Here is an 18,673-nt window from a genome sequence, read left to right as displayed (position 1 = left end):
TGGCCGTTCGGCAAGTCTGCCGCGCCCCCGTAAGTGGTGGTTCTCGTCGCCCGCCCAAGGCCACTGCTATTTCTTGAGGGACTCGGGGTGCTTTTCCGATGGCATCGTATTGCGAACGTGGTGCCGGACCACCGAGGGACTGAAGGGCTTCGCGATGAACGTCGCCCCGTCCGGAAGGTCTCCGAGTTCGGGCCGTACGTGGCCGGACGCCACAACGATGGCGATGTGCGGCCACAGCTCGGCGGTCCGACGCGCGAGGTCGAAACCGTCACCATCGCCCGGCATCTGCACGTCCGTGAACAGCAACTGCACCTTGCCGTGATGCTCGTCGAGCACCCTGATTGCCTGGGCCACGTTCATCGCCTCCAGCACCGCGAAGCCCGCATCCTCCAGGATATCGGTAGCATCCATCAGGATCAGGGCGTCGTCGTCGACCACGAGGGCGAAGGGCGCATCGGAAGGGCCAGGCAGGGTCATCAAGGGGTAAGGCCAACCTCGTCCAGAGGTTGCCGGGTAACATAAGTTTGTTTTGGCGTCGCTTGCCGATTCACGGTGCACTGTCGTGGGGACCGAAGCCTCGACATGCTGCGCGGATACGAGCGGGTGAACGATAGGGTCTATCCCGACGGTACTGCGCACGTCGGCGAAAGCCGCTTTCCTGCCTGCACGCTCATCGCATCGGCCAGGACATATCAACTGAGATGCTCAAGAAGGGCAACTTATCGAGCTAACCTGTGTTGCTTTCTCATGACGACGAAGCGCTCCATGAAAGCCACTGCCGTGCTCGTCGTAGAGGACGACGACCTCGTGCGCCTCTGCGCCGTCGAAATGCTGGAGGATGCCGGTTTCGAGATCGTCGAGGCACGCCATGCCGACGAGGCTTGGTTCATCCTGCACAAGCGCTCCGACATCGGGGCCCTTTTCACCGACGTCGACATGCCGGGCTCGATGTGCGGAGTGACCCTGGCCGGACGCGTACACGATGCCTGGCCTGACATCCGCCTGGTCGTGACCTCGGGTCGGCAACGTCTGGCCGACGGGGATATCCCCGACCACGGCCTGTTCGTGCCCAAGCCGTACAGCGTGGATCAAGTCGTCGACGCCATCCACGACGCTACCTGATCGGGTCGGCCCGACACGGTGCCTCTTCGCGTTGGGCGAGATGGGAATTCTTTCGGTCTGACTTGCATTGGAAACGGCCTGATCGGCTCGGGGGCGGGATTTCGCGGATCGTTCCGCAAATTCCACCCCGTCGCCTGTCCTTGGTCATTCCGACCCAAGAGGGGCCCCTAGCGGTCTCTTGGGATCACATGCGGTGGTGGCGATGACCATGGCCGTGGCGCATCATGTGACCGCGGTGATGATGGTGACGCATCATGTGGCCGCGGTGGTGGTGATGGCGCATGTGATGACCGCGGTGGCCATGCATGCCGTCCATGCGAACGTCGACAATGTTGGTGGTGGCATCGACGGCGCCGATCATGCCGGGTGCGGCCGAGGCGGGAGCGGCGATGCCGATGGCGCCGAGCGCGGCCAAGGCTGCGGCGGCGATCAGGGACTTCCTCATGGGAGCTTCCTCGTGGGTTATTGGTGGCCTGGACCGGGTCGGGTACGGATCCGGCGGCATTGAGGAACGGCCATGCTTCCAGGACTGTTCCGCGGGGTGCGTACTTCCAAGTCGGGCATGGATAAGGAAATGCTCTTCCTTGGAGCCGGTTCGGCAGGGGGCACAGCACGACCCGGTGTTCGTGTGGGCACCCCTTGGCGTTCCTCATGGCGGTCGCCGAGCGATAGCATCCCCAGCCATCCTTCATCCGCGCCGGGTACACGCTGAAGCAAGTTACTAAAGCGGCGCGGCGAACCGAGATCATGGCGCCCGCTGGATGACGAAGGTCACCACAATCGCGACGTAGAAACAGGCGCTCATCGCCATGATCGAAGCGCGCTAATGGGACACAACCTGCTGAACTTGTGGCTTCCGTCCGAAGTCGGTCTCAAGCTTCCGGATGGTTAAGCAGCACCCAGAGGCGTGCGATCCTGCCATCCACGACGTCGGCCACGTCTGCACCGCTGACTACGATGGGCCCGCCGTCCGGGCCCGCCTGCCACTGCATCGAACCCAGCCCGTGATGCCCGACCGCAGTGCCGACGGGCTTGAACCGGAAGGTCGGGCCGAACTGCTCCAGGAGATTGCCGGCGACCATCGAGATGGCGGACCGTCCCTCGACGACATTAGTCGGCTCGAACATGACCGGTTCGACCACGTAGAGCTCGTCCAGTGCAGCGGCCCGCCTGTCGGCGTCGCGCTCATTGAAGACGCGTTCGAGGTTGGCCCGCAAGAGGTGGTCGTAGTCGGGCTCCGGGGCTGGTTGGGCGGCGTACACTGTCTCTGACATCACTGATCTCCTGTTCGGCGTAGGTGGTTCACATCGAGACCGACAAACGGGTCAGTCCGTGTTCTTTCATCAAGCCAAGCAAACGCCATCAGCGGTCAAGGCGGCCCCGGTGATGAAGTCGGCTGCCAAATCGCTTGGGAAGGGCCGTAAGCGCCGCGATCTGGGTGTCCTGTCCAATGCGCCCCGGCGCTATCAGCGTTATCAGCATCGCTTCCATGCCGGCCGGCATATCGCTCGCGACCGGACCACGGCTTGTTTGTTTCGAAGCCCTACAGCCGGTCCCGGGTCGTCGAGGCCATCGACAAAGCGGTCTGACCGAGACGCATGGGCTTCTCGATATTGCCGCGACACCAGGGATGCACGCCTCAACGTGTATCGGGTGGCGTCGATGCGACACCTTCCGTCGGAGCTGATAAGCCCTGCCGATGGCTGCCAAGCATTCACGACACATCGCCCTGACGGAGCCGCTGATCGCGTACGTCCAGGCGCAGGTCGCCAAGGGCGACTACACCTCGATCAGCGAGGACGTCAGGGCGGCGCTGCGCATGTTGATCGAGCGCAACGAGGCGAAGGCTTCCAGCGGCGCGGTGAAGGCTGCTTCCGTTAAGGTCATCCATGATCGCGCCTGAGAACATCCCCGCCGACGCTGTGACGGAGGCCGTACGCGATCCGGCGAGGCTCGCCGCCCTCTACGGTTACGCCATCCTCGACACGGAGGCCGAGCAGGGCTTCGACGACATCGTGCTCCTCGCCGCCCGAGCCTGCGGGACGCCGGTCGCCCTGGTCAGCCTCGTCGCCGGGGACCGGCAGTGGTTCAAGGCGCGCGTCGGCTTCGACCCATGCCAGACCCCGCTGTCGCAATCGGTCTGCGCGAACGCCCTGAGGCAACCGGGCCTGCTGGTCATACCGGACCTGACCGTCGACCCGCGGACCCGGGACAACGTCCTCGTCACCGGTGAGCCCCACCTTCGGTTCTATGCCGGCGCCCGCCTTGAGACGACCGAAGGTACGCCGCTCGGGACTCTGTGCGTGATCGACGGCAAGCCACGGCCGGCCGGGCTTATGCCGGAACAGGCCGAAGCGTTGGAGGCGCTTGCTCGCCAGGTCATGGCGCAGATGGAGTTGCGCCGTTCGATGGTCACCCGCGACGACGCGCTCCTTCGGGTGCGGGAAGCAGAGACACGGCATCGCCAGATCCTCGACAGCGCTGTCGACTACGCAATGGTGACTATGGACCTCGACGGCCTCGTCACGGGATGGAGCGCCGGTGCGGAGGCAATCCTCGGATGGTCCGAGGCCGAGATGTGCGGCAGGTCCGGCCTCATCATCTTCACCGACGAGGACGCGCGGAACGGTGCCCCCGAGCGTGAGATGGGGATGGCGCGCGAGGAAGGCCGTGGCACCGACGAGCGCTGGCACGTGCGCAAGGATGGCTCACGCTTCTTCGCCCTGGGCGAGATGATGAAGCTTCATGCCGAGGACGGCAGCCACGTCGGGTATCTGAAGATCTTGAGGGATCGCACCGATCAGCACCTCGCGGCCGCGACGTTGCAGCGCCAGACGGACCTGCTCCAGACCGTCACCGACCACGTCAGCGAGGCAGTTTTCCAACTCGACCTCGACGGAATCGTCACGTTTGCCAACCGGACCGCCCACACCCTGCTGGGATGGGATGGGGGCACCCTGGTCGGGCAAGACTTGCATGAGGCCGCGCACCACCACCACCCGGACGGGCGCCCGTTCCCCGCCTGCGAGTGCGGCTTCGTCGAGGCCATCCGGGAGGGGCGCACACTGCGCCAGCGCGACGCCACCTTCTTCCACCGTGACGGTACGCCGGTTGAGGTGGTCTGCTCTAACGCCCCGGTAGTCGAGGACGGCATGGTTGTGGGGGCCGTGCTCACCGTCTCGGACGTCACCGGCCGCAGGCTGGACGAGCGCCGCCTGCGGGAGATGAACGCTGAACTGGAACGACGCGTCGCCGAGCGGCACGCGGCCGAGGAGCGGCAGCGCTTCCTCCTCGACCTCGCCGACACGCTTCGTGAGCAGGGTGGCCCGCGCGGCCGGATGCAGGTGGCGGTCGATGCCCTGGGGCGCTACCTCGGCGTCAGCCGGGTCGGCTACGCGCTGATCGAGAACGACGGCGTCACGGCGGTGCTCGGGACCGAGTACGTCGACGGAGTGGCGCCGCTTGCCGACACCTACCCACTCGACGCATTCGGTCCCGGCAACATCGCCAACCTCAAGAAGGGCCGGACCTCGGTATACGCGGACGTTGAGGCCGACCGCGACACCGCCGGTTTGGGTATGGGCGCCTACGGCATTGCGGCCATCGTTGCCGTGCCGCAGGTCCACGAGGGACGGCTGCGCTCCGTCGTCTACGTCAACCACCACGAGGTGCGGGCGTGGACGGCCGACGAGGTCTCACTGATCGAGGAGGTCTCGGCCCGGATCTGGGATGCCGTCGAGCGGGTCCGGGCGCAGGGCGCGCTGCGGGCGATGAACGAGACGCTCGCGGCCCAGGTCGCCGAGCGCACGAAGGAGCGCGACCGGATCTGGCACGTGAGCCAGGACATGCTCGGGGTCGCCGACGCCGGCGGCGTCTGGGTCAGCATCAACCCGGCCTGGCAGAAGATCCTGGGCTGGGAGTACCACGACATCGTCGGGAAGACCTCCGAATGGCTCGAACATCCCGATGACCGCGAGAGGACTCGGTCCGAAGTCGCCCGGCTCGCCGCAGGGGGACTAACCCTCGCCTTCGAGAACCGGTTCAGGGCCAGCGACGGCAGCTACCGCACGCTGTCCTGGACGGCCGTCCCGGTTGAAGGACTGCTCTACTGCGTCTCGCGCGACGTCACCCTGGAAAAGGAACGTGCCGCGACCCTGCTCCAGGCCGAGGAGGCGCTGCGGCAGTCGCAGAAGCTTGAGGCAGTCGGGCAATTGACCGGGGGCGTGGCGCACGACTTCAACAACCTGCTTACCGTGATCAAGTCCTCGACCGACCTGCTCAAGCGCCCGGACCTCGCCGAGGACCGGCGTGCCCGGTACATCGGTGCGATCTCCGACACCGTGGACCGAGCCGCCAAGCTGACCGGGCAACTCCTGGCCTTCGCGCGGCGGCAGGCGCTGCGGCCGGAGGTGTTCGATGCCGGCCAGAGCGTGAAGGCCATCGGAGAAATGGTCGGCACCCTCACCGGCGCGCGCATCGAGGTCGTCGTCCGCATCGACGACGAGCCATGCCTCATCAGCGCCGATCCGAGCCAGTTCGACACCGCCCTGGTCAATATGGCCGTCAACGCCCGCGACGCGATGGAGGGCGAGGGTCGTCTCACCATCGCCGTGGAGGCGGCCACGACCGTGCCCGCCATGCGGTCCCACCCCGCGCTGGTCGGGGACTTTGTCCGGATCTCATTGTCCGACACGGGGTCGGGCATCCCGGTTGACCGGATCGACCGGATTTTCGAGCCGTTCTTCACCACAAAGGGCGTCGGTCAGGGCACTGGCCTCGGACTCAGCCAAGTGTTCGGCTTCGCAAAGCAATCGGGCGGCGAGGTCGTGGTTGCGAGCGAGGTCGGACACGGCACTACGTTCGCCCTCTACCTCCCGCGCGCCGACAAGGGGATCGCCAGAGCCGAGGAGACGTCTCCGGCTGACGCCGCCGTCGATGGTACCGGAACCTGCGTCCTGGTGGTCGAGGACAACCGCGAGGTCGGCACCTTCTCGACCCAGACGCTTCAGGAACTTGGCTACGGTACCCATTGGGTAATGAACGCTGACGATGCCCTGGCTGCGCTGGTCAAGGAGCCGGGCCGGTATGACGTGGTGTTCTCGGACGTGGTGATGCCCGGCATGAACGGGGTCGAGCTCGGACGCGAGGTCAGGCGGCTCTACCCCGGCCTGCCGGTGCTGCTCACCAGCGGCTACAGCCACATCCTTGCACAGGAGAGCGATCACGGCTTCGAGCTCCTGCAGAAGCCCTATTCGGTCGAGGAGCTGTCGCGCATGCTTCGCCAAGCAGCCTCGAAGCGCCGGCGCCACATGGAAGCGACAGCGGAGGTATCGGACCGTCCGTCGTGAACGACCGTAGCGTTGGCGCCACGGGCGTCCGGCGTGACCTGTCGAAGACATGCACGGGTCGAGGTCGTGACCGATATCGGCTCGCGCATTCGACGTTTGTCCGCAGACACTGAACCGCCACTCCGTTGGTCCGAGACCGGGGCAGGGCTAGAGGTGGTAGGCCACCCCTGCGGCCCAGTGCTCAGGGAAGCGTCGGTAGGCGGCACTGACGATGGCCCCCCAATCGGCTCCGTCCGGCAGGCCAAGCCAGGAGATGGTCTCTTCCGGTTCGATCCGGGGCCAGGCCTGGAGCCAGCGGAGCCGGTCATCGACCGCGCCGGGCGGTAGGAGGATCGCGCCGGGGAATGCGCTTGTGACGCCGGTCTGGCCGTCCTCGGCCAAACGCGAGACCATTTCGATGTTGGCGTCGGCCTCGACGACGACCTCCTCGGGAGGTTCGGACCCGAGGGCATCGGCGAGCACGCCGGTGACGTTCACGAGTATGGTGCGGCCGGTATCGGGGCCGGACGAGACGGAGGCGGTCCTCCGCACGCCCGGCCGGCGGCGTTCGCCGATGATGCGCCCGTCGAAGCGGCCGCCGAGATCCCACCAGTCCCATCGTCCGAGGGGGTTGAGCCAGCGTCCATAGCCGCCGGTCGCAGGGTGACGGTCCATGTCCCGGACGTAGGCTTTCACGAAGGCATCAAGGTCTGGCTCGAAGTCGGTGAAGCGCACTTGCCAGCGCTGAAGGCCGCGGCGTGCCATCTCGTCGTTGATCGCTCCGATGTCGAGATGCCAGTGCGGCTCGCCCTCGATCCGGGTCCCGCGGCCCTCTTCCCGAGTGAAGATGAACTCGGTCAAGTGGATGGTGCGTACTTCGGCGGTCTCGTCGTGGAAGGCCAGCCAGTCGTCCGGGACGTCGCCCTTGCCGCCGCGCTGGAAGGGCGCCAGCGAGGCTCGGATGGCCTCAGCGGGCGCGAGATCCGAGACCGGCAGGATCACATAGACGGAGGCGAACATGACGGGTCGACCTGGGTCTTGGGGGAGCTGCGCGACTCCGAGGGTAACGCATACCGCGTGACGGCATCCGCTACGGGTTACGATTTTCGGGATGCCAGAGTCCGGCCGAGGTCGATCAACCGATCAGGACGACGGCTTTTTGCACGTAGGTCGGTAGGTCGACCTGTCCGACGATGAAATGGGCGACGTCGGCCCGTGAGATCAGACCGTTCCGCCACGACGAGGACTCGGTGAGAACCTTATAGCGGTTGGTCGCCGATCCGGGCGTGAGAACCCCTGGCCGAACGAACGTCCAGTCGAGGCCGCTCCTGCGGATGCGCATCTCCTGGGCGTCCTTATCATCGTAGGCGCGACCGAAGACGAGCCGGAACGGGACGCGCTGAAGCAGGCCGATGGCATCCCGGCTGTCGCCCGTGCCGAAGCCGGTGACGGCCAGGAGGCGCTTGACCCCGGCCTTCTCCATGGCCGGCACCAGCACGTTGGTCGCGTCCGAGAACAGCGTCACCGGGCCGAGCAGGTCCTTGACCGGCACCCCGAGCGCCTGGACAACGACGTCAACGCCATCGAGGGCGGCGGCGACATCTCCAGCCTTCAGCGCGTCGCCCGTGAAACGCTCCAGGCCCGCACCGGACAGGGTCATGGTCGTGGCCGAACGCGCGAAGGCTCGGACGCGGTGTCCGGCCGCGAGCGACGCTTTCACGGTCTCCAGGCCGATACCCTTGCTGGCGCCGATGACGAGAACGTGGGCCATGGTCGTTTCCTGGATGGCGGGTTGCGCGAGAAGATCCGATCAAACGCGAACGCGCCATGCGGTCGCTTGACCGGCCGGTCTATGGTTCAATGGCCAAGCTGTCCTGGATGCTCGATGTCGCGGTGGTGTGCCCCACGCGTTGCAGAAGACCGCTGGTCGAACGCGGCTAGTTGGAAAGTCTCAGGATTACGGCGGACGACCCGACGATGTGGGCCAGGGTCACCAGGACAGATCCTGTATGAAGGACCTTGAAGCGTCTACGATTGCCGATGTCGGTCGCCCCATTGATCGCCGGCATGAGACCTTGGCGCGCGAGGAGTGCCGTGAGAGCGATCAATCCCAGGATGAGTGCGGATGGCATATCGAGGGTTGCCGTCAATGCCGCGCCGCTAAGGGCGCACGCAATGACGAAAAGATAGAAATGTGGGAAGGCGCGACGCAGGAGGGGACCAGCGGCGTCAGCGGGCAGCGCGCTGAACAGGAACGATGCAAAGCCGAATGAGTACAGGACCATCCCGCCGAACAGGAGGGCCGTCACGAGGATAGCCGCTTGCGAGAGCATCGTTCCAAACCTCAATAACTTTAACTCGCCCTTGTGGGCGGCATTCGGTTCGCTTGGCTGCGCCAATGCCGTCCCCTTCGTCGTGAGGCGCTTCTCTGCTTCAACGCCGAGGTAAGAGGATGGCCGGCGCTCAGATCGAGTCTTCCGGTTTCTGCTTCGTACAGGCCATAAACACATCGCTGATCGCCAAGTCGGCATGCGCACTCATGCCCGCAGCGTCATTGAGGCAGGACAGCACATCCTTGCGCGGAGCACCTCCTTCGCTGGATTTCTCCAACTGCTGCAGCAGGCGGTCCCTATCCGCACCCGTTGCGGCGCTCCAGTCCCGCAGGGTGTCCTGCGGTTGCAACGCCAAGGCTGGCGTCGCAACCGATGCCAGCATCAAGATCAGTAAAGAGCGAACCGGCATCTTGGATGTCCCCCAATCGAGGTGGCCCTGGAATATTCAACCGCTACTTGATTATACCGCTTCAAAGTGCCTGGTGAATGAGCACAACGGCGGTAATCCAAGTCGGCAATCGTGTTTTCCTCTAGCGCTCACTGGTAGAAAGGCGTGACTTGCCGTGGAGCTCCCTGGGCAGTGAACCACGTTCCAGGTTGGACCAACGCTATCTGTGAAACCGAACTGCGTTGACGATGCGCCTTACCACCGCACGTGACGTGCACCGGGGCCTTCGCGCTGGATCGCGCCGCTGGCGCCTACAGATCCTCATGGAGCCGATAGGTTGAATTTTATCCGCAGCGGCCTGGCTTCTATTGGCCGCATACGCTTTCCTCCAGCTGTGACCGGATCCGCCCTAGGTTTGTTTTAGCGCCTCAAGTTCTGCGGTGTGGCCAATCGGTCACGAGCAGACGTCGACTGCTGCACCTGGAGATCCACACCGATGCGTACTCACCTTCTCGCCGCCGCCTTCGCAATCATACTCCCCACCTTCTCCGCGCAGGCCCAGGATGCGGCGGCCGGCGAGAAAGTCTTTACGGCCTGCAAGGCTTGCCATGCCCTCGGGAAGAATTCTGTCGGGCCAAACCTTGTCGGGGTCGTCGGACGCAAGGCTGCTTCCTACGAAGGCTACAACTATTCCACTGCCCTCAAGGAGTCGGGCATCACGTGGGATGAAGCCAATCTCAAAGAGTGGCTGATTGGCCCTGCTGCCAACAAGGTCAAGGGCACCAAGATGGTCTATCAGGGCCTCAAGGACGACAAGAAGGTCGCGGACGTCATCGCCTACCTGGCAACACTGAAGTAGGCGTTGCCGAAGCCCTCGCTGGACGTCTTCATTGTCGGAGACTCTGGAAAGGTCGGCCGTCGGCTTGAGCGCATGCTCTGCGATAACGGTCATGTCGCCAGGTCGCTGCATCGCAAGCCGGAACAGGCCGAGGGCCTCGCTGCCTTAGGAGCGATGGTGGTTCAGGGTAATCTGACCGAGATGTCCATTGATGCTCTGGCCGCGCTCATGGCCGGCAGCGACGCGGTCTTCTCGGCCGGACAACCAGTAGGCCTACATGACCGACGTTAGACACCCGACTGCAAACGACCGCAGACCCTTTGCGTACCCTCATGACCAAAGGATGCCTGAACGATGGACAAGCTCCTCTACTACCTCGTGACTTTGCTTGAGTCCGCGCTTTCGGTCGTAGGCATCCGCGGGACCTATGAAGAGCCGCGCTATGCGGTCGTCGAGCAACTCGACCGTGGGGTCGAGGTGCGGGCCTACGAGGGACGCGTTGCTGTTGAGACGGATGCCAGGGCACAACAGGATGGGGAGGCGTTCGGCCGGCTTTTTCGCTACATCACCGGGGCGAATGGCGGCGGTCAGCGCATCGCCATGATGACGCCCGTCGAGAGCGAAGGCCGCCTGATCGCGATGACGGTCCCGGTCGAGCAGGGCGCCCGGGGAACGATGCGGTTCTACCTGCCGAGGGCGGTCGTCGAAGCCGGTGCGCCGGAGCCAACCAAACCTGGTGTGAGACTGGTTCGCATCCCGCCGGAACGATTGGCCGTCCTACGCTTCTCCGGCACCGCATCGCCTGCGGCAAGGGATGAGCAAGCCCACATCCTGACGACGGCGTTGGAAGCTGCTGGGCGGAAGACGGCGGAGCAGCCCTTCTTCATGGGCTACGATCCGCCGTTCTCCGTGCCCTTCCTGCGCCGGAACGAGGTCGCGCTACGGCTGCAGTCTCCCTCGTCATGAGTTGCGCTACCGGATCGGCACGCGTTTCGACAGCTTCGATTGGGCCGAGTGGCTCAGGGTTCTTGGCTCCGCAGGCGGATCGATCTCAGGCACCTGAGGTCCGGGAGAAGGGTCGCCGATGGGCGATAGGGGATCGTCTCCGGGACATGGCGTGTCGGACTGCATCATCTGGCTTCCTCGTTATCCCGGCGAAGCGCGCGCCGCCGAGATGGAATGTGGATCGTATGGGACGGCCCTGTCAGCGCCAGCAGCGTCCGGTAGGACCGCCTAACGCGGGAAACGGGTCGCCATCTGCGAGGACGAAATCAGTGTGTTGTAGTCGTTCACGATCCAGGTCGTGTCGATACGGCCGCGGCGTGCGTCGCCCTTCGCGCGGCCGAGCTTCTCGCGGAACTCGCGTAGCTTGCCGAGCCAGGACGCCGGTCGGCCCTCGAAGCCGGAGAAGGAGCCCGGCTCGGCCGCGGCAAACTCGTCCATGCTCCTGACGGCCGAGGCATAGGTGGCAAGTGCGGCGTCGAAGGCCGGTAGGTCAACGACGGGCTTAGCTTCGCGCGGGAGCAGTTCCACCACCGGACGCGCTCGTAGCATGACGTTGACGACGACCCAGCGGGCCTTGCGGCCTTCCCGCTTCTCGATCAGCGCGAGCTCGGCCTCGTCGCTCTTGAGCTTCTCCCGCGCAAAGAGCGGTTCGAGCTTCGCCCGTTCCTCCAGGAAGGCTTTGCCGGCCGGCGCGAGCTTGGCATGCAGCGTCTTGCCCTCCGCCATCTTGTCGACCTTGTAATCCGCCCGCTCGTGATAGCCGTTCGCCTGCGCAATCAGCGGGGCGAGCGTTTCATAGGCCACGACATACGGTGGGATAGCTGCGTCGAGCTCCGCCATGCGGGGTTCCACATTCACGGCCGCCTTCGCCTTCGCGATCTCGTCGCGTACATCATAGAGTGAGTAGAGCCCGTACACGATGCTCTCACGACCTGTCGGGCCGGTCTTCATGTTCACCCAGCTTCCGTAACGCGCCATCGACTCCGAGGCGCGGAGCGTCCGGTTCAACAGCCCGACGTAGGCGTTCAGCTTGCGGATGACGGCTTGCGAGGCGACCGTTTCCGGACCGGCCGGGACCAAGGTCTGCGCAAAAGCTGGAACGCAACCCATGATGACGGCCAGGAACACGGCGCGACGGGTTGGGAAGGTCATTGGATAGCCCCTCGTGATGAGGCGGGTGGGTAGCATTCCAACCGCGCGACCGAAAGCGACGACAGGCGGTCGTGCGGGTCACGCCTGCGGAGTTCAATAATGGCCGGGTTGGCGCCCTTAGGGCGGTACGGCGCGAGGGAAGCGCTCCCTAAGCGCTCGCAACCCCACCGTAGCTATCGGTCCACGTGGCCCAACGCATTGCGCTTGCGAAGCAGGCCGTAAGGCCACCCCAAAAAATGGGGGGCCGCCTATTTCGTGATATCTGTCTAATGGGACACGACATGCTTACCAAAGGGTCGCCTGTATGGCGCTTGCCTCGCACTCGACGCCGACCCGCGCGAGGTTTGGCTCCAAGTCTGAACTGGATCACTCGCAGGGCTGAGGGCGACGTCGGCTTCTATACACAACCGTCCGTAAGCAGACATGCTGCTCTCGACGCATGCCATCCGGATGGACCACCTTCGCCGCGTCCGAAGCAGCCGTTCATCGACCGTTCGGCAGCTTCGCCCCGGCGGTCTTCTGTGCATCGATTGAGCCTTAGCGCCATCGGCGCGTTCACCCCCGTGCCCTCATCCGAACGGGAGCCCCGATGTTGAGCCTATCCGAGCGAAAGGCTTGCCTGATCGTTCATGGCGATCAGCCCTACAATGCCGAACCGCCTCTGGGCCGGCTGCGCGCCTCCTACCGGACACCAGCGGAAGACTTCTATGTCCGCTCGCACGGCGATGTACCGGACCTCGACCCGGAAACCTGGCGCCTAAACGTCGATGGCGGGGCCGGAGTCACGCTGGAACTTTCGCTGAACGACCTGCGGACCCGTTTTCCGAAAGCCATGGTCACGGCAACGATGCAATGTGCCGGCAATCGTCGCGCCGACATGCGTGCGGTTGCCCCGGTATCGGGCGATCCGTGGGATGCCGGTGCCATCGGGACGGCCGCTTGGACCGGGGCTCGCCTCGGCGACATCCTGCGTGAGGCGGGTGTCGCGGATGCCGCGGATCTCCACGTAGCCTTCGAGAGCCACGACATGGTGGAAGGCCGTCCGTACGGAGCCTCGATCCCCCTCGGCAAGGCGATGGCACCGGAAACCCTGTTGGCCTACGCCATGAACGGTGAAGCCTTGCTGCCCGAGCACGGCTTCCCGGTCCGCGCCGTCGTGCCGGGCTTTGCGGGCGTGCGCAGCCCGAAATGGCTCCGGCGCCTCGTCGTGCAGGACCACCCGTCCGATAACCCGATCCAGGCGGACGATTACAAGCTGTACCCATCCGACGTGACCGCAGAGACGGCGGACAGGGCCCAGGGGCACACAATCGACACGATGCCGCTGAACGCAGCGATCTGCGAGCCGGAACGCGGAGCTACCCTCAAGGCCGGACGGAACAGCATTCGCGGCTACGCGGTGGCCGGCGACCGGGCCATCGTGCGCGTCGATGTCTCCGGGAACGGAGGCCGGAGCTGGATGCAAGCTTATCTGCAGCACGAGCCGTATGCGCCGTTCGCCTGGACGTTCTGGAGCGTGGAACTCGATCTGCCTCCAGGTGAGCATGAACTCGCCGTTCGCGCTTGGGACGTGGCCGGCCAGACGCAGCCGGCGCTGCCGGACGACATCTGGAACCACAAAGGCTACCTCTGCACCTGCTGGCACCGGGTGCAGATCAGTGTGACCGAGTAGAACGTCGGTCGCTTAATTCGCGCTTCGAATGGCAGAGGTGGCGCTCGAACGGGCGGATTCCTACAGTGCGCGCTGGCGTCTCCACCGCACGGAAGCGGCCCAAAACAAATCCACCCCTTCTGGCCGCATATTCTGCGATGCGATCACCGCCGTTATCATCTGGGGCGCTGGCCGCACCCGTGACCTCAGCCCGGAAACATCGCGGTCCCTAAACTGAGGACCGCAAATGCAACCACTGGTTCATTTAATTCCACCATGCTGCCTGCGGTTGCTGCATGGTGAGGCGTTACGATGTTCCGCGCGTTCGTTTGTCTGACCGAGGAACACACCGCCTGGGTCGTGCCACTAGCAGCCTGCGTCTGCTGGATTTCCTGCTACGCAGGCCTACAGATCGAACAGCGGGTCCAGACCCAGCCGAAGGGACGAGCGCTGGTTTGGCTCCTGGCCGCTAGTTTCTCGATCGGTGCTGGCGTCTGGAGCACCCATTTTATCGGCATGCTCGGCTACGATCCCGGCGTCGTCATCGGCTATGAACCGCTCACGACGCTCCTGTCCCTGATCGTTTCGATCGCTGCTTCCCTCTGCGCGCTGCTCATCGCGAGAGCCACGCGGGTGTGGTGGTCGGGCATCGCTGGTGGCCTGCTCTTCGGTCTTGGGGTCGGGGGCATGCACTTCCTCGGCATTGCGGGGATGATGTTGCCCGGTCATTTGTCGTGGGACCCGACGTTGGTCGTCGCGGCTATGTCGACGGGCTGTGCGCTGTCCGCGGCCGGCTTGGCGCTGCACACTCAGCGTACGGGGACTCGTTCGCGCATTCAGGCTGCAACGATCCTAACGTTTGCCATCGCGGCCCTTCATTTCATGGCGATGGCAGCCGTTCACATTACTCCAGATCCGTCTTTGTCGACCCCCGATCTTGGTCTCGCACGTGGCGTCCTAGCTGCCGGCATCGCAGTGATGATGTTGGTTATCCTGACATTTGCAGTTCTCACCCTCATGTTGGATCACCTTCGGACGATGAACGCTGTGCTGACCCAGCAAGGAGGATCGCTCCGCAACAAGACGGTAGTCCTCGATGCCACGCTCGACAACATGGATCAGGGCCTCATCATGGTGGATGCCGGCGGTGTGGTTCGTGTGTGCAACGAACGCGCCCTCGCGCTCTTAAATGTTCCGCGCGAGATGATGCAGATGCAGCCGACTTACCGATCCGTCTTGCGTTATCAGCTGCAGCACCGCGAACGCAGACGCTCCGACCGGTCCGGGAAATGGGTACAAACGGAGGGACCCCAACAGGCGCACGTTCAAGAAAGTAGGGGATCGAACGGCGTCATTCTCGAAGTCCGCACCGTTCCGTTACTCGATGGAGGGTTCGTTCGGACGTTTACGGACATTACGAAGCGGAAGGCGACCGAGGCTGAAGTGGCGCGCCTGGCGCACCATGACGTTCTCACCGGGCTCCCGAACCGAGCCCTCTTCCACGACCGTTTAGAAAAGCACTTGAACGAGTTGGTAACGCAGGGGGGCTCCTGCGCTGTACTCTATCTCGATCTCGACGGCTTCAAGGGGGTGAACGATACGCTCGGGCATCTCGCTGGCGATCAGCTTCTACGAATGGTGTCGAACCTCCTGACCTCTACAGTTGGCGGCGGGTCGGCTGCACGGCTTGGAGGCGATGAGTTCGCGGTACTACTCACCGGTGGCCGGCCGGAAGCGAGCGCCGTGGCCTCGCGGATGATCGCCGCCTTCGACACACCGTTCGAGGTGCACGGGAGTCGGATCAAAGTTGGCCTGAGCGTCGGCATCGCACTCGCGCCGGAGCATAGCATCGACGCCGAGTGCCTTTATCGCCGTGCCGATCTCGCTCTGTATCGAGCGAAAGCCGAAGGTCGAGGGACATTCCGCATCTTCACGCCGATGATGGACGAGGAAGCCGAGGAGCGCCGAGGGCTCGAACGCGACCTACGCGATGCAATGAGCAACGATACACTCAGCCTGCATTATCAGCCGCAAGTGGATGGTCTTACAGGAAAACTCGTCGGCTTCGAAGCTCTTTTACGTTGGACGCACCCGGTCCGTGGCAACATTGCACCAAGTGTCTTCATACCTCTTGCAGAAGAGACTGGGGTCATCGTGTCGCTCGGTGAGTGGGTCTTACGGAGGGCTTGTACGGAAGCAGCCCTCTGGTCGAAGCCCCTCAAGGTCGCCGTTAATCTCTCGCCTCGGCAATTCCATAAGGCAGATCTGCCAGAGGTAATCTTGGGCATCCTGTCCGAGACCGGCTTGTCACCGAGCCGCCTTGAGCTGGAAGTTACGGAAAGCATTATCATCAACAACGTGGAGCAGGCTGTCTGTATTCTTCGTCGCCTGAAGAGCTTTGGCATCCATATTAGCCTGGACGATTTTGGAACCGGCTACGCATCGCTTGCAACCCTACAAGCCTTCCCGTTCGACAAACTGAAGATCGACCGCTCTTTCGTCTCTCAACTCGGGACGGGGCCGCAAGCCGCCGTCATCGTGCGGGCAGTCCTAAGCCTTGGCAGAAGTCTTGGCATGGGCATCGTTGCAGAAGGCGTGGAAACGCAAATGCAGATGCGGTTCCTGGCGGAAGAGGCCTGTGGAGAGATGCAGGGCTACCTGTTTGGGAAGCCACGACCGATCGAAGAATACGCGGATGCCATTCAACAACCGGATAGGCTAACGCGGGACGAAGGTCCGCGCATCAATACGGAACACAGCGGAGTCAGGCAGGAACGTCCGCTTCGATGCCATTCCAATTAAAAGCAGACAGTCTCAAATCCACCCAAGCCGGCCGTAGAAGGGACTTACGGGGCCCGACCAAACCACTTCAAAAAAGGTGATCTGCGCGGCTATCGAACGAAGACGTCATGATGGTGACCTGCCTGTGGCTCGTGCTCATGCTTCGGGCCGCCAATCGATGCCGGAACGCATCGGGACTACGCCGGCTCTATCCAGGTTCGCCTCCACGGACGCATCCACCTCGTTCGGGGCAACCACGACCACGGCCTGGGAGATCGGCTCATATGGGCCGGACCCGTCGTCGACGTCCAGAGGATATTCGTCCAGGATCCGGGCATGCCCGAGCGTGTCGCCCTTTGGGCCAGCCACTGCGAGCATGTGACGTGGCCCAATGCCTGGCACGGCGACCTTCATGTCTACGGCCATTCCCACGGCAGCTTGCCGGCTACCCGGACCAGCCTTGACGTCGGCGTGGATTGCTGGGATTGGCGCCCAGTCACCCTGGATGAGATCAAGGCGAGGATGGCAGGGTCACCTGCGACGGTCTCGCAGGTGTGATGCTACGCTTTTGGACGTCGGCCGGTGGTCGTGAGAAGCGGGCGGCGATGAACGCTCATCACCGTATCGAACTCAGTTCGCATCCATCGAGACCAAGAGACCCTTCGGCAAAGAAGGGCCTTGAAACCATTTCTAGGAATTTCAGCGGCTTCTCACTTGCCCGATAGCTTGGTAGAGGAGAAGGATTGCGCGAATTCGATGCAGGCAAGTCGATCCTGAGGAAGAATAATAGCTCGAAAGGCGTGCAGCATTTCAGCCGCTTGGCTCAGGCTCTGCATTCTATCCGTGCTGTCGAGCAAGCCTGACACATCCGTATGAAACGTCTCGGCGATACGCTGAAGTAGATGTTCTGATCGGCTTCGAGATACGTGCATATTTCTCGCTCCGTCTTAGCGATTATGGAACTATCGGCGATTTTAGACTTAGAATTGACCGCGATGTGGCAATAGTAGCCTACTATTAGTTTAGGTAGATGCTCTGGCCCTTTTGTTCGTCTGCTATGCGACGACCTACATGCATCAGGCCCTTGGAAAGCAGCTTTTCGAGGATCTCGTCGCGGATGCCCTTTGCTATTTTATGGGCAGACATCAAGTTATCCGCCGCCTCAAAGAGCATTTCATACTCATTCGCGCCGCCTTGCACGTCAGGATGCTGGCGCGCCATAAATTTACGGATGTTGAAAAGTATTGTGGCCTGTCGCCCTAAAGCTTGCAGGCCTGCGACTTGAGTTTTCGTAAGGCCTTTGGCGTGCGGCTTCGTATCGAGAACGCATAAGGTGCCGACCCCGTAGCTCGCATCCAAACGTAATGGTACTCCGGCATAAAAGCGGAGTGATTTATCGCCGGTCACCAATGCGTTATCACGGGTCCTAACATCGCTTGTCATATCATTGATGACGAGTGCTTCGGGTTCCGCGAGCGCATACGCACAAACGGAAAGTTCGACCGGCGTCTCATCGACTTCGCTGCCGAGCCGTGACTTGAACCACTGCCGATCAGCCGCCACGAGGGTAATGTTCGCAACTGGAGTATCGCAGATGATACGTGCAAGTTCAGCAAGGTCGTCGTACGACTGCTCCGGTGTTGTATCCAATATATTCAGGCTTCTAAGATCGTTCAGGCGATCGGGATCTAAGATGACTGACCAGGGAGTTCCGCTCACTTGATCCACTCCTTGGCGACGTGAAGCGCCCCGTTGGGGTGACACAACCTATGGACGATCTCAACGATGATAACTACTAGGAGTTGCGTTTGATGTGGGTGTAAGATCCGTTTCGGTTAATCGATCAGAATTTGGAGGGACATAAGCAAGCGACTAACCGCCGGATAAAGACTTCGTAAGATTAGGATGCGGTATCGACGGTGCAGGCACTACTACCAAGTCTGTTTTTGTGGTCGCACCAAACCGACTGTGACTGTCGGGACAGACCGTGTACTGACCTCGGACTGCCTCCCCCCAGCCCATGGGATGATGAACCATAAGCCGCGATTTCGTTTCACTGATGTTCAGTTTTGAGCG

The 18,673-nt window shown here is 63.0% G+C and carries 17 protein-coding genes; 7 read left to right on the top strand and 10 right to left on the bottom strand.

From position 1 onward, the window contains the following. Nucleotides 1–66: 66 nt before the first annotated feature. The gene (locus tag FV229_RS02520) at nucleotides 67–477 is read right to left on the bottom strand and encodes a response regulator (protein ID WP_056203367.1); all 411 of its coding nucleotides are present in this window, start codon (nucleotides 475–477) and stop codon (nucleotides 67–69) included. A 270-nt stretch (nucleotides 478–747) separates the two neighbouring features. On the opposite strand from FV229_RS02520, the gene FV229_RS02515 reads away from it, so the two are divergent. Continuing rightward, nucleotides 748–1,122, top strand: a complete 375-nt coding sequence (locus FV229_RS02515) for a response regulator (protein WP_147750425.1) — start codon at nucleotides 748–750, stop codon at nucleotides 1,120–1,122. Nucleotides 1,123–1,306: 184 nt separating this feature from the next. On the opposite strand, the gene FV229_RS02510 is transcribed toward FV229_RS02515, so the two are convergent. Together FV229_RS02510 and FV229_RS02505 are read right to left on the bottom strand one after the other, a co-directional pair. Beyond that, on the bottom strand, nucleotides 1,307–1,567 hold the full coding sequence (locus FV229_RS02510; protein WP_147750424.1) for a hypothetical protein: 261 nt from the start codon (nucleotides 1,565–1,567) through the stop codon (nucleotides 1,307–1,309). A gap of 427 nt (nucleotides 1,568–1,994) precedes the next feature. Then, nucleotides 1,995–2,396: a nuclear transport factor 2 family protein gene (locus tag FV229_RS02505; RefSeq protein ID WP_147750423.1), complete on the bottom strand. Its 402-nt coding sequence runs from the start codon at nucleotides 2,394–2,396 to the stop codon at nucleotides 1,995–1,997. A gap of 425 nt (nucleotides 2,397–2,821) precedes the next feature. Here FV229_RS02505 and FV229_RS02500 point away from each other — a divergent pair, with 425 nt between their 5' ends. Together FV229_RS02500 and FV229_RS02495 are read left to right on the top strand one after the other, a co-directional pair. Then, nucleotides 2,822–3,025 carry a type II toxin-antitoxin system ParD family antitoxin gene (locus FV229_RS02500; RefSeq protein ID WP_147750422.1) on the top strand — a complete coding sequence of 68 codons (204 nt, stop codon included), beginning with the start codon at nucleotides 2,822–2,824 and terminating at the stop codon, nucleotides 3,023–3,025. Next, on the top strand, nucleotides 3,012–6,470 hold the full coding sequence (locus FV229_RS02495) for a PAS domain S-box protein (protein WP_147750421.1): 3,459 nt from the start codon (nucleotides 3,012–3,014) through the stop codon (nucleotides 6,468–6,470). Before FV229_RS02500 ends, FV229_RS02495 begins: the two co-directional genes overlap by 14 nt. Nucleotides 6,471–6,617: 147 nt before the next feature. On the opposite strand, the gene FV229_RS02490 is transcribed toward FV229_RS02495, so the two are convergent. The 4 genes from FV229_RS02490 to FV229_RS02475 form a co-directional block, all read right to left on the bottom strand. Then, complete coding sequence (locus tag FV229_RS02490) at nucleotides 6,618–7,469, bottom strand: hypothetical protein (RefSeq protein ID WP_147750420.1); 852 nt, start codon at nucleotides 7,467–7,469, stop codon at nucleotides 6,618–6,620. Nucleotides 7,470–7,584: 115 nt separating this feature from the next. Beyond that, nucleotides 7,585–8,220 carry an NAD(P)H-binding protein gene (locus FV229_RS02485; protein WP_147750419.1) on the bottom strand — a complete coding sequence of 212 codons (636 nt, stop codon included), beginning with the start codon at nucleotides 8,218–8,220 and terminating at the stop codon, nucleotides 7,585–7,587. Nucleotides 8,221–8,386: 166 nt separating this feature from the next. Next, the gene (locus tag FV229_RS02480; protein WP_147750454.1) at nucleotides 8,387–8,782 is read right to left on the bottom strand and encodes a DUF4149 domain-containing protein; all 396 of its coding nucleotides are present in this window, start codon (nucleotides 8,780–8,782) and stop codon (nucleotides 8,387–8,389) included. A gap of 130 nt (nucleotides 8,783–8,912) precedes the next feature. Further along, on the bottom strand, nucleotides 8,913–9,191 hold the full coding sequence (locus FV229_RS02475) for a hypothetical protein (protein ID WP_147750418.1): 279 nt from the start codon (nucleotides 9,189–9,191) through the stop codon (nucleotides 8,913–8,915). A 475-nt stretch (nucleotides 9,192–9,666) separates the two neighbouring features. On the opposite strand from FV229_RS02475, the gene FV229_RS02470 reads away from it, so the two are divergent. Together FV229_RS02470 and FV229_RS02460 are read left to right on the top strand one after the other, a co-directional pair. After that, nucleotides 9,667–10,029 carry a cytochrome c family protein gene (locus FV229_RS02470; protein WP_147750417.1) on the top strand — a complete coding sequence of 121 codons (363 nt, stop codon included), beginning with the start codon at nucleotides 9,667–9,669 and terminating at the stop codon, nucleotides 10,027–10,029. 333 nt (nucleotides 10,030–10,362) lie between these two features. Further along, nucleotides 10,363–10,974, top strand: a complete 612-nt coding sequence (locus tag FV229_RS02460) for a heme-binding protein (RefSeq protein WP_147750416.1) — start codon at nucleotides 10,363–10,365, stop codon at nucleotides 10,972–10,974. Nucleotides 10,975–11,241: 267 nt separating this feature from the next. On the opposite strand, the gene FV229_RS02455 is transcribed toward FV229_RS02460, so the two are convergent. Continuing rightward, entirely contained in the window at nucleotides 11,242–12,165 is a 924-nt protein-coding gene (locus FV229_RS02455) for a YiiG family protein (RefSeq protein ID WP_147750415.1), read from the bottom strand. A 589-nt stretch (nucleotides 12,166–12,754) separates the two neighbouring features. Between FV229_RS02455 and FV229_RS02450 the strand changes: the two genes are divergently transcribed. Continuing rightward, nucleotides 12,755–13,837 (top strand): molybdopterin-dependent oxidoreductase, encoded by a 1,083-nt coding sequence (locus FV229_RS02450; protein WP_147750414.1) that lies wholly within the window; start codon nucleotides 12,755–12,757, stop codon nucleotides 13,835–13,837. Nucleotides 13,838–14,128: 291 nt separating this feature from the next. Beyond that, nucleotides 14,129–16,618: an EAL domain-containing protein gene (locus FV229_RS02445; protein WP_147750413.1), complete on the top strand. Its 2,490-nt coding sequence runs from the start codon at nucleotides 14,129–14,131 to the stop codon at nucleotides 16,616–16,618. 135 nt (nucleotides 16,619–16,753) lie between these two features. Here FV229_RS02445 and FV229_RS27205 read toward each other — a convergent pair whose 3' ends face one another. After that, nucleotides 16,754–17,011, bottom strand: coding sequence for a hypothetical protein (locus tag FV229_RS27205; RefSeq protein ID WP_187275040.1), 258 nt, complete (start codon nucleotides 17,009–17,011; stop codon nucleotides 16,754–16,756). Between the two features lie 603 nt (nucleotides 17,012–17,614). Next, nucleotides 17,615–18,316 (bottom strand): GAF domain-containing protein, encoded by a 702-nt coding sequence (locus FV229_RS02435; protein ID WP_187275038.1) that lies wholly within the window; start codon nucleotides 18,314–18,316, stop codon nucleotides 17,615–17,617. Nucleotides 18,317–18,673 lie beyond the last annotated feature (357 nt).

It is taken from the genome of Methylobacterium sp. WL120, from assembly GCF_008039465.1.
GTDB classification, from domain to species: domain Bacteria; phylum Pseudomonadota; class Alphaproteobacteria; order Rhizobiales; family Beijerinckiaceae; genus Methylobacterium; species Methylobacterium cerastii.
Note: the sequence above shows the minus strand (reverse complement) of the source record. Positions and strands in the feature narration are given on the sequence as shown.